At 62.6% G+C, this 10,156-nt stretch carries 11 protein-coding genes and 1 tRNA gene; 7 read left to right on the top strand and 5 right to left on the bottom strand.

Going from position 1 to position 10,156, the window contains the following annotated elements:
• Positions 1 to 113: 113 nt before the first annotated feature.
• The 3 genes from AB0N72_RS13105 to AB0N72_RS13095 form a co-directional block, all read right to left on the bottom strand.
• Positions 114 to 605, bottom strand: coding sequence for a septum formation family protein (locus tag AB0N72_RS13105; protein WP_363930813.1), 492 nt, complete (start codon positions 603 to 605; stop codon positions 114 to 116).
• 174 nt (positions 606 to 779) lie between these two features.
• Positions 780 to 1,565 (bottom strand): VOC family protein, encoded by a 786-nt coding sequence (locus AB0N72_RS13100; protein ID WP_363930812.1) that lies wholly within the window; start codon positions 1,563 to 1,565, stop codon positions 780 to 782.
• A 189-nt stretch (positions 1,566 to 1,754) separates the two neighbouring features.
• A tRNA-Ser gene (locus AB0N72_RS13095) sits at positions 1,755 to 1,845 on the bottom strand.
• Between the two features lie 99 nt (positions 1,846 to 1,944).
• Here AB0N72_RS13095 and AB0N72_RS13090 point away from each other — a divergent pair.
• The 7 genes from AB0N72_RS13090 to AB0N72_RS13060 all read left to right on the top strand — a co-directional run bounded on the left by AB0N72_RS13090 (position 1,945) and on the right by AB0N72_RS13060 (position 8,288).
• The gene (locus tag AB0N72_RS13090; RefSeq protein ID WP_363930811.1) at positions 1,945 to 2,928 is read left to right on the top strand and encodes an NAD(P)H-quinone oxidoreductase; all 984 of its coding nucleotides are present in this window, start codon (positions 1,945 to 1,947) and stop codon (positions 2,926 to 2,928) included.
• 28 nt (positions 2,929 to 2,956) lie between these two features.
• Positions 2,957 to 3,514, top strand: coding sequence for a PadR family transcriptional regulator (locus AB0N72_RS13085; RefSeq protein WP_363930810.1), 558 nt, complete (start codon positions 2,957 to 2,959; stop codon positions 3,512 to 3,514).
• A gap of 146 nt (positions 3,515 to 3,660) precedes the next feature.
• Positions 3,661 to 5,931, top strand: coding sequence for a carbon starvation CstA family protein (locus AB0N72_RS13080; RefSeq protein ID WP_363930809.1), 2,271 nt, complete (start codon positions 3,661 to 3,663; stop codon positions 5,929 to 5,931).
• Positions 5,931 to 6,122 carry a YbdD/YjiX family protein gene (locus AB0N72_RS13075; RefSeq protein ID WP_363930808.1) on the top strand — a complete coding sequence of 64 codons (192 nt, stop codon included), beginning with the start codon at positions 5,931 to 5,933 and terminating at the stop codon, positions 6,120 to 6,122. Before AB0N72_RS13080 ends, AB0N72_RS13075 begins: the two co-directional genes overlap by 1 nt.
• A gap of 79 nt (positions 6,123 to 6,201) precedes the next feature.
• On the top strand, positions 6,202 to 6,864 hold the full coding sequence (locus tag AB0N72_RS13070; protein ID WP_363930807.1) for a bacterial proteasome activator family protein: 663 nt from the start codon (positions 6,202 to 6,204) through the stop codon (positions 6,862 to 6,864).
• A gap of 8 nt (positions 6,865 to 6,872) precedes the next feature.
• On the top strand, positions 6,873 to 7,316 hold the full coding sequence (locus AB0N72_RS13065; RefSeq protein ID WP_363930806.1) for a hypothetical protein: 444 nt from the start codon (positions 6,873 to 6,875) through the stop codon (positions 7,314 to 7,316).
• 132 nt (positions 7,317 to 7,448) lie between these two features.
• Positions 7,449 to 8,288, top strand: coding sequence for an aldo/keto reductase (locus AB0N72_RS13060; protein ID WP_363930805.1), 840 nt, complete (start codon positions 7,449 to 7,451; stop codon positions 8,286 to 8,288).
• An 84-nt stretch (positions 8,289 to 8,372) separates the two neighbouring features.
• On the opposite strand, the gene AB0N72_RS13055 is transcribed toward AB0N72_RS13060, so the two are convergent.
• Positions 8,373 to 8,954, bottom strand: coding sequence for a hypothetical protein (locus tag AB0N72_RS13055; RefSeq protein ID WP_363930804.1), 582 nt, complete (start codon positions 8,952 to 8,954; stop codon positions 8,373 to 8,375).
• A 12-nt stretch (positions 8,955 to 8,966) separates the two neighbouring features.
• Positions 8,967 to 10,115 (bottom strand): zinc-dependent alcohol dehydrogenase, encoded by a 1,149-nt coding sequence (locus AB0N72_RS13050; RefSeq protein ID WP_363930803.1) that lies wholly within the window; start codon positions 10,113 to 10,115, stop codon positions 8,967 to 8,969.
• Between the last annotated feature and the right edge of the window lie 41 nt (positions 10,116 to 10,156).

The following is a 10,156-nucleotide window of genomic DNA, read 5'->3' as shown; positions in this document are numbered from 1 at the left end:
GATGTTCCGGAAGTTACTCCCGGGTAAAGCTGCCTCGGACATAGCTGAACACGAACGGATGAATGGGAAGTGGCTCCGCGGTGGCCGGAAGGTTCCCCCGGCCACCGCGGTTCCTACTTGGCGGCGCCCTTCAGGGTGCCGGTGGTAGCGGCCCCTGCAGCGGCACCGATCAGGCACACGATCTCGCGGTCGCCGGTCTTCCAGGAATCGCTGGTGGGGTGGAGGAAGGTCACGTCCAATGTGGACTCTTCAAAGGGGACGCCGACGAACGAGGGGAACTGTGCGCCACAGAACTCTTCTGCCTTGTTTCCCACTTCGGTGGTCCCGGGGAACGTGGAAGTGTCCAGCTTGGTGACAGCGTAGGCCTCGAGGTCGTGGCTCTGATCGCAGGGAATGATGGTGACGTCCACAACTTCCTCGGTATCAGGGTTGGCGATGCAGTCACCCAGTTTCACTTTGAAGGCGTCAGCTTTGGACGATTCCGTCGGTTTGCCGGATTCGTCACGCTTGGCGTCGCCGCTGCTGATCAGCGAACATCCCGCCAGCGCGAGCGATGCCATGGTCAGCACGGCAGCAGCCCTGAGGGTCTTTGAAAGGTGGAGCATTATGGTCCTCATTCCAGGAGGAACACAGGATTCCCATGGAACGACCTGTGGTCAGCGATGAGGGACCCAACAAGGTATTCCCACGCCGGTCGATCCCCCAAGGCCGACGATGAGAGGCCCCGGCCGGCTGCCCCTGGGTAGGAGGCAGGCCGGCCGGACCCGAATTTTCATAGTCTAGGACGTTTGGCCCAGGTCCTGGATCACTTTAAAGACGGCACCGGTGGGATCGGACAATGTCGCCAAGCGGCCGAAGGGTGTGTCCTCGGCGGGTTGCAGGATGGTGGCCCCCAGCGCAGTGGCCTGCTCAACGGTGGCATCAGTGTCCGCAACCGCGAAGTAGACGCTCCACATGGAGGGGACCTGCTCGGGGAGGAAACCGGACGCGTCCATGATGCCGGCCTTGGCATTGTCTCCGGAGCCGAGGGTGGTGTAACGGAACTCCGGAGTGTCGCTCATGACGTCCGTTTCCCAACCGAACACCTTCTGGTAGAAGGCGACGGCCGAGTCATAATCCTTGGACAGAAGCTCATGCCACGCGGGAGCACCTGCCTCCGCCGCAACCTCATAGCCCTTCATCCCGCCGAACTGCCAGGCGCCGATCGAGGCACCGGAGGAGTCGCCGTACATGGCCATGCTGCCCTGCTCAGGAACCTCCATCGGTTCCAGGTACACCTGGCCACCGTTGGCAGCCGCCGCCTCCGTTGTCGCCTTGATGTCGTCGGTCCGGAGGTAGGTGGACCAGAGGTCCGGCATGGCCCCCATGTCCTCCTGCTTCTGCATGATCCCCGCAACCATCCGGCCGTCCTTGGCCGCCGTGATGTAGCCGCCGTACTTCTCCTGGTCACCGGTCTGGTAGGTCCAGCCGAAGAGCGCGCCGTAGAACTCCTTGGCTTTCTCGGTGTCGGAGGTCATCAGGTCGATCCAGCAAGGTGCGCCCGGAGTGATGTCAGGGGTTGGCATAAGTGATGCTCCTGTGTGTTGTTCCGCCGCAAATCCACGGCTGATGTCGATGGTGTGGAGACAGTCAGAACACTATGCCGGGGGTCTGACAGTTTCAATGATTTTCCGGATGCCAGGTCTCAGATCGGGGTTGGACGGGCTGTTTGCCGGAACAAAAATGCCCCGGGTTCAAGAACCCGGGGCATTCAGTGGCGGAAGGTAAGGGATTTGAACCCTTGGTACGGGGTTACCGCACACTGGTTTTCAAGACCAGCTCCTTAGGCCGCTCGGACAACCTTCCTCGCCTAGTAGTGTTTCATAGGGAGTTGCCTGTTCCAAAACATCACGTCCTCCAGTCCTGTCCAGGGACCGCGGACAAGCAAGAAACCGGGAGTTCGTCATGAAAGCCGTCTACATCGCAGAGCCGGGCGGGCCCGAAGTCCTCGAGGTCCGCGAGGTGCCCTCTCCGGTGCCTGGCCACGGCGAGGTGCTGATCGACGTCGTGGCTGCGGGCCTGAACCGTGCCGACGTCCAGCAGCGCCGCGGCTTCTACCCGCCACCGCCGGGAGCTTCGGACATTCCCGGGCTGGAAGTTTCCGGCCGTATCGCGGCATTCGGCCCGGGCGTCACCAAGGCCTTCTCGGTGGGTGACAAGGTTGTGGCATTGCTGTCCGGCGGCGGCTACGCCCAGCAGGTGGCTGTACCGGCCGAACAGGTACTCCGCGTTCCCGACGGCGTGGACCTGATCACCGCCGCGGCGCTGCCGGAAGTGGCTGCCACCGTGTATTCCAACCTGATCATGACGGCACAACTCCAACAGGGTGAGACTGTGCTCATCCATGGGGCCACCGGTGGCATCGGCACCGTGGCCATCCAGTTGGCCAAAGCGTACGGCGCCACGGTGGCCGCAACAGCCGGCACGGACGAGAAAGTCGGCACAGCCAAGGCATTCCTCGGGGCCGACATCGCCATCAACTACACAGAAGAGGACTTCGTCGAAAGCCTCAAGGCACAAAACGGCGGCAAAGGCGCAGACGTGATCCTCGACGTCGTGGGTGCCAAGTACCTCCAGCAGAACGTCGATGCGCTCGCCGAGTACGGCAGGCTCATCATCATCGGACTGCAGGGCGGCACCAAGGCGGAGATCAACCTGGGGCAGCTCCTGAGCAAGCGCGCCGCCGTGATCGGCACAGCCCTCCGTCCGCGTTCGGTTGCCGAGAAGGGCATCATCATGACGGCGGTGCGCGAATCGGTGTGGCCCATGATCGCCGACGGCCGCATCAACCCGCTCGTCGCCAAATCATTCCCGTTGGACCAGGTCCAGGAGGCTCACCGGTACTTTGATTCGGGGGAGCACGTGGGCAAGGTTCTGTTGCTTCTCTGAACACCCGCCGCGCGCAGCAAGGAGCCTTATGTCCATCCGGCACAGCCTGCTGGCCCTGCTCCAGGACCAGCCCAAGTACGGCTATGAGTTGCGCGTCGAGTTCGAAGACCGGACCGGGGCCGCCTGGCCGCTGAACATCGGCCAGGTCTACACCACCCTGGATCGGCTGGAGCGCGACGGCTTGGTAACCAAGGACGGCGACGACGGCGGCGGGCACGTCGTCTACAGCATCACTGACGCCGGGGTTGAGGAAGTCGCGGCCTGGTTTTCGGGTGCTGTGGAGCGTGGGAATCCGCCACGGAACGAGATCGCCATCAAACTCGCGCTCGCAGTAACCATGCCGGGTGTGGACGCAGCTGCCGTGATCCAGTCCCAGCGTGAGGTTTCGGTCAGAGCCCTGCAGGAACACACACAGGCCCGAAAAGCGGTCTCGGCCAACCAACGCTCAGCCGACACCGCATTTTTGCTGGTGCTCGATTCCCTGGTGTTCCAGGCAGAAGCCGAAGTCCGGTGGCTGGACTTGTGTGAAGCGCGCATGGTGCAAAGCCTGGGCAAGGGCGGTCCGGCCAGCGCCGGAACCAGCTAGCCTACCGTTCGTCGCACCGAACATACCGTTCAACGCAGCCGAGCCTCGCTATGGTGAGTTCGGCCATTCCGTGGGGTACCTCCTTGCTAGCTTGCCCGTGACGTATGTCCGAGCCAAGGCAGCGCAGCAGTTCTCAAGGAGGAGATATGGGCAAGATTCCTGACCAGACCGGACTCAATGATGGGCTTGATCCGGCCTTGCCCGCACCTGCCGTGGACGATTCGGTCCGCGAAGCCGAGGAACGCAACTGGACGCCGGCCAAGATCGGTTTGTGGGTGGCGATTTCCTTGCTGGGAGCCGTTGCGTGGTTCATGCTCGCCTTGGTTCGCGGCGAGACGGTGAACGCAATTTGGTTCGTTTTCGCTGCGGTCTGCACCTACCTGATCGGGTACAGGTTCTATTCGAGGGTCATCGAGCGTTATCTTCTGAAGCCCAATGACCGCCGGGCAACTCCGGCGGAGTACAAGGCCGACGGCAAGGACTACGTCCGCACGGACCGCAATGTGCTCTTCGGGCACCACTTCGCGGCCATTGCTGGTGCCGGGCCGCTGGTGGGACCGGTTATTGCGGCCCAGATGGGCTACCTCCCCGGCACTATCTGGATCATCATCGGCGTCGTTCTAGCCGGTGCCGTCCAGGACTATCTGGTGATGTTCTTCTCGATGCGCCGGGGCGGCCGGTCGCTGGGCCAGATGGCCCGTGAGGAGCTGGGGGTAATAGGCGGTACCGCGGCACTGATCGCCACGTTGCTCATCATGATCATCATTGTGGCCATCCTCGCGCTGGTGGTGGTCAACGCCCTGGGCGAGAGCCCGTGGGGCGTGTTCTCCGTGGGCATGACCATCCCCATTGCGTTGTTCATGGGTGCCTACTTGCGATTCATCCGGCCCGGCAAGGTCATGGAAGTGTCCATCATCGGTTTCGTGCTGCTCATGGCCGCCATCATCGGCGGCGGCGCGGTGGCCGGTACCGAATGGGGTGCGGCGTTCTTCCACCTGGACAAAGTGACCATCGCGTGGGGCCTGATCATCTACGGCTTCATTGCCGCGATCCTGCCGGTATGGCTGCTTCTGGCGCCGCGCGACTACCTTTCCACGTTCATGAAGATCGGCGTCATCGTGATGCTTGCCCTCGCCATCATTGTGGTGCGGCCAGAGATCACCGTCCCGGCGTTCAGCGAGTTCGCAGGCCGGGAAAACGGTCCGGTCTTCTCGGGTGCCCTGTTCCCGTTCCTGTTCGTGACCATCGCCTGTGGTGCCTTGTCCGGGTTCCACGCCCTCATTTCCTCGGGGACCACTCCCAAGCTGATCGAGAAGGAACGCCAGACCCGTTTCATCGGTTACGGCGGAATGCTGATGGAGTCCTTCGTGGCCATCACGGCGCTGGTCGCGGCGATCTCGATCGATCGTGGCATCTACTTCGCCATGAACGCACCCCTTGCCCTGACCGGTGGCACCGCGGAATCTGCCGCTACCTGGGTCAACAGCCTGGGCCTTGCCAACGTGAACATCACCCCGGATGTCCTGGCGCAAACTGCCAAGGACGTGGGGGAGGAAAGCATCATCTCGCGCTCCGGCGGTGCCCCGACACTGGCTGTTGGCCTGGCACACATCATGCAGCAGTTCATCGGCGGTCCCGCCATGATGGCGTTCTGGTACCACTTCGCCATCATGTTCGAGGCCCTGTTCATCCTCACTGCCGTTGACGCCGGTACCCGTGTTGCCCGGTTCATGCTGCAGGATTCCATCGGCAACTTCGTTCCCAAGTTCAAGGAAGCCTCATGGCGGCCCGGTGCGTGGCTGTGCACCGCCATCATGGTCGCAGCCTGGGGTGCAGTACTCCTGATGGGTGTGACTGATCCCCTCGGCGGCATCAACACACTCTTCCCGCTGTTTGGTATCGCCAACCAGCTCCTGGCGGCTATCGCCCTGGCCGTCTGCATGGCCATCGTCGCCAAGCGGGGGACCTTCAAGTGGCTGTGGATAGTGGCCGTCCCGTTGGCCTTTGCCGCCGTCGTCACCATAACGGCCAGTTTCCACAAGATCTTTTCGCCCGTCCCGGCAGTGGGCTACTTCGCCAACAACCAGGCGTTCTCCAAGGCCTTGGCTGATGGCAAGACGGAGTTCGGTACTGCCAAGACGGTGGTGGCCATGGAAGCCGTGGTCCGTAATACAGCGATCCAGGGCTGGTTGTCAGTGATCTTCGTGGCCTTGAGCATCATCGTGATCCTCACGGCAGTGATCGCCACGATCAAGGCCATCCGGGCCGGTGGGGGACAGGACCATGAGGATCCCGCGGTGCCGTCCAAGGTATTTGCTCCGGCCGGGCTCGTTCCAACATCGGCCGAGAAGGCACTGCTCGCCGAATGGAACGCACTGCCCGCACACAAGCGCACCGAGAAGGCCGGGCACCACTGATGAAGGCCGTCACCAAGGGTTTTCGGAGCTTCGCGGCCTACATGGGCTCGCTCATGGGTGCTGATGCGTACGCGAAATACCTTGAGCACTTCGCCACCTGCGGCCACGCCGGTCCCGCCATGACAGAACGGGAGTTCTGGCGGGACCGGATGGACCGCCAGGACAGCAATCCCCAGGGCCGTTGCTGTTGACGTGCAGTTTCGCTACGAACGAAGTCCAAAATCCGGTTGTGGCCAGAGGTTCACAGGAACCACATGAGAGTATGAACGAATGAGCGATCTGAACGACATTCAGCCCACGGATGAGGCTTCGGACGACACCCCCGTGGAAGGAACCACGCTGGACGGTGACACGGCGACGCCCGATGCCCGCCAAAACCTGGAAGGAGAGGCCGCGAAGGAGGCCAAACCCAAGGGTGGCAGCCTTCAGGAACTCGTGGACGAACCGGCCAAAGTCATGCGGATCGGCACGATGATCCGGCAGCTTCTCGAAGAAGTGAAGAGTGCCCCTCTGGACGACGCTGCCCGTGGCCGCCTCGCAGAGATTCACGAGAGGTCCATCAAGGAACTCGAAGACGGGTTGGCGCCTGAGCTCATCGAAGAACTGGAACGCATCAGCCTGCCTTTCCCCGAGGACAAGGCCCCTTCCGATGCCGAGCTTCGTATTGCCCAAGCCCAGCTCGTGGGATGGCTGGAAGGGCTGTTCCACGGGATCCAAGCCGCAATCGCCGCCCAGCAGGCCGCCAAGGAACACGCTGCAGCCCAAATGCAGCTCCGGCAGCTTCCCCCGGGAACGGTTATCGCCCCGGGCATTGTGATCGGTGAGAACGGGCAACCCCAACGGGCTGCCGCCCCGGGTGGTCCTGGTGTTCCCGGTGGCGCCGCCACCGGCCGCCCGGAAGACCCCGACCATGGCCCGGGCCAGTACCTCTGAGTTCGCAGGTGGGTTTCTTTGGGGCCGTCCGGCAAGGGCGGAAGGATGATCTGGAGCTCGGCAAGGGCTTGTGGCGCCGTGCCCACGACCGTTTCCATCGTGGGTTGGACCGGTACCACCAGGTCCTCGAAGGCGTCGACGACGAGGAGCTCTACAACGAGCTCGTTGAGATCGCCAACGAGTTGGCGGAGTTGTCGCCCCGGGTCCGGAGCATCTGCGCAGAGGCCCAGAGGCGCTCGCCCAGCGATGGGCTGGACGTCCCAGGAGGACTAGCCGGCGTCCACAGGGCGCTGTCGAAGGCAGGAAACTCGTTGGCAACCACTGCCGAAGCCGCAGCAATGCTGCGGTTGGCCGTTGGCCCGGTTCCTGTTGGCGCCTTGTCCGTGAGGCGTCGTGCGGAGTCCGTCTTCGAGCAGGTCTCCGACGCTGAGCGCCAGCTGAATCCTGAGTGACAGCGGGAATAAGAGAGGCGTGCGCAACTACAAGCGTGCGCCTTTATTCCTTGTGTGCAAGAAGTTAAGCGGATAGCTGATCTTTGTAATATTTGGTGCTTTAAGCAACTTCCTGCTGGCAGGATGGCAGACATGACTTCGTCACCAGAACTTACTTTCAACGACGGCAACACCATCCCCCAGCTCGGCTACGGGGTGTGGCAGGTTGAAGACGATGTAGCCGAAAAGGTGGTGCGCCAGGCTTTCGACGCCGGGTTCCGCCACATCGATACCGCCAAGATCTATGGCAACGAGGCCGGCGTCGGCCGCGCCATTGCGTCCTCGGGCCTCTCCGCAGAGGAAATCTTCATCACCACCAAGCTGTGGAACGCGGACCAGGGTTACGAGTCCACGCTCGAGGCCTTCGAGAAGTCGCTTGACCGCCTTGGCCTGGAAACCCTGGACCTCTACCTGATCCACTGGCAGCAGCCAAAGCAGGAGAAGTACGTCGATACCTGGAAGGCCCTCATCGAGCTGAAGAAGCGCGGCCGGGTCAAGTCCATCGGTGTTTCCAACTTCACCAAGGAAGGCCTGCAGCACATCATCGATGAGACCGGCGTTGTACCGGCCATCAACCAGGTTGAACTGCACCCCTTCTTCAACCAGGCCGAACTGCGTGAGTTCAATGCCTCAAAGGGCATCCTCACCCAGGCTTGGTCCCCGCTGGGCCAGGGAGGCGAGCTGCTGGAGAGCGCAACGATCGCCGAGATCGCCGCCAAGCACGGCGCCACCCCTGCCCAGGTTGTCATCGCCTGGCACCTGGCCATCGGCAACGTCGTGATCCCCAAGTCGGTCACCGAGTCCCGCATCCAGGAGAACTTCGCCGCGCTTGACGTCACGCTGGACGCCACCGACGTCGAGGCCATCAACGGCCTGGACCGCGGTGCTGAAGGCCGCATCGGCCCGGACCCGGCAGTCTCCGACTTCGCTTAAGCCCCAGGTTATAAGCAGGTGCCCCGCTCCCTCATGGGTGCGGGGCACCTGCCGTTAACACCCGACGCATTGGAAGCGTCAGGCTCACCTGCGCTTCCGCAGTCCGCGGAATACGACGACGGCGAGGCCACCCGCCGCCAGCGCCCAGGGGGCTCCGACGATGATCGGATCCATCCACTGGTGGCTGAGATCGACGCGCTTTTGCCCCTTCCGGGAGCGGATCCCTCCGCGGGAGAACTCGCTGAGCACTCCTGTTTCGGTGATGGGGTTGTCCGGGCGCAGGGTGGCGAACGAGCGGAGGTGGTGCTCCCAGGCGTCCACTCTGTCTGCCGCTACCAGCAGCAGCCAGTGGGCGGCCCGGCCCTCACTGTACTTGTAGGCGTACTTGCGGATGGCGCCTGAGACCCCGGCCGGAGGAGTGGAGGTTCCAAAGACGGGAGGCAGGAAGGCATGTTCCACCGACCGTTCCCTGGGCCACTTCTCTGGCTGGCGTTCCGGGAAGTCCCAGCGAGCGCCCGTTTCGATGCCTGGTTGTTCGCGGGGGTAGGCAGGGCGGTCGGCTGGGTCGAGGTCGGCGCCCCATCCCGGGATCCGGGCCCGCAAAGCCTCCGCAGACTCCCTTTTGGCAGTCTTCTCGGCGACATAAGGTGTGGCTGTTTCAGTCAAGGTGTGCTCCCTTCAGGACTGGCCGGTGATGACGAGCGGCTTGATCATGTTGTCCAGCTTGGCGGAGAACATGTGGTAGCCCTCGGCGATATGTTCAAGCGGAATCCGGTGTGTGACAATGTCGCTTGGTTTCAGGTAACCGTTCCGGATGTGCTCGAAGAGCCGCGGCCATTGGCGCTTGACCGGGCATTGGTTCATGCGCAGTGTCAGGCCCTTGTTCATGGCGTCGCCAAACTTCACGGCGCTGAAAATCGGACCATAAGCACCCACCACCGACACCGTGCCGCCTTTACGGACGGAGTCGATGGCCCAGTTCAGCGCGATGGGGGAGCCGCCCTGCAGCTTGAATTTGCTGCTGGTGACGTGCTGGAGGAAGTTACCGTCCGCTTCGGCGCCGACAGCGTCAATAACGACGTCGGCCCCCAGGTAGTCGGTCTCCTTCTTGAGATGCACCACAATGTCGCCGTACTCGGCAAAGTTGTACGTCTCGGCGTGCGCGAAGCTGCGTGCTTTCTCCAGCCTGTACTCCAGGTGGTCAATAACGATCACCCGACCAGCGCCCATCAGCCAGGCTGACTTGGCTGCAAAGAGTCCCACAGGGCCCGCGCCGAACACCACCACGGTATCGCCTTCCACGATGTCTCCCAGCTGGGCGCCGAAGTACCCGGTGGGCAGGGCGTCGGTGAGCAGCACCGCGTCCTCTTCCTCCATCCAGTCGGGGATCTTCGAAGGCCCCACGTCCGCGAACGGAACGCGGACGAATTCGGCCTGGCCGCCGTCGTAACCACCGCAGGTGTGTGAGTAGCCGTAAATGCCGCCCACCGCCGTCGCGTTCGGATTGACGTTGTGGCAGTTCGAGTACAGGCCGCGGGAGCAGAAGTAGCAGGAACCGCAGTAGACGTTGAACGGCACCATGACGCGGTCGCCCACCGCCAGGTTCTGCACGGAAGAGCCCACCTCGTGGACTGTGCCCACGAACTCGTGCCCAAATGTCATGCCGACCCGTGTGTCCGGCATCATCCCGTGGTACAGGTGCAAATCGGAGCCGCAAATGGCGCCCGCGCTGACCTTGACGATCGCATCATTTGGATGCTCGATCTTGGGAATATCCTTCTCTTCGACCCTGACTTTGTAGGGGCCGCGATAAACCATTGCCTTCATCAGTACCCCGTCCTGTTTCTGGTTGGTTGTGGCATGGGAAG

This window comes from Paenarthrobacter sp. NPDC089307 (assembly GCF_040685055.1).
Classification (GTDB): Bacteria; Actinomycetota; Actinomycetes; order Actinomycetales; family Micrococcaceae; genus Arthrobacter.
Note: the sequence above shows the minus strand (reverse complement) of the source record. Positions and strands in the feature narration are given on the sequence as shown.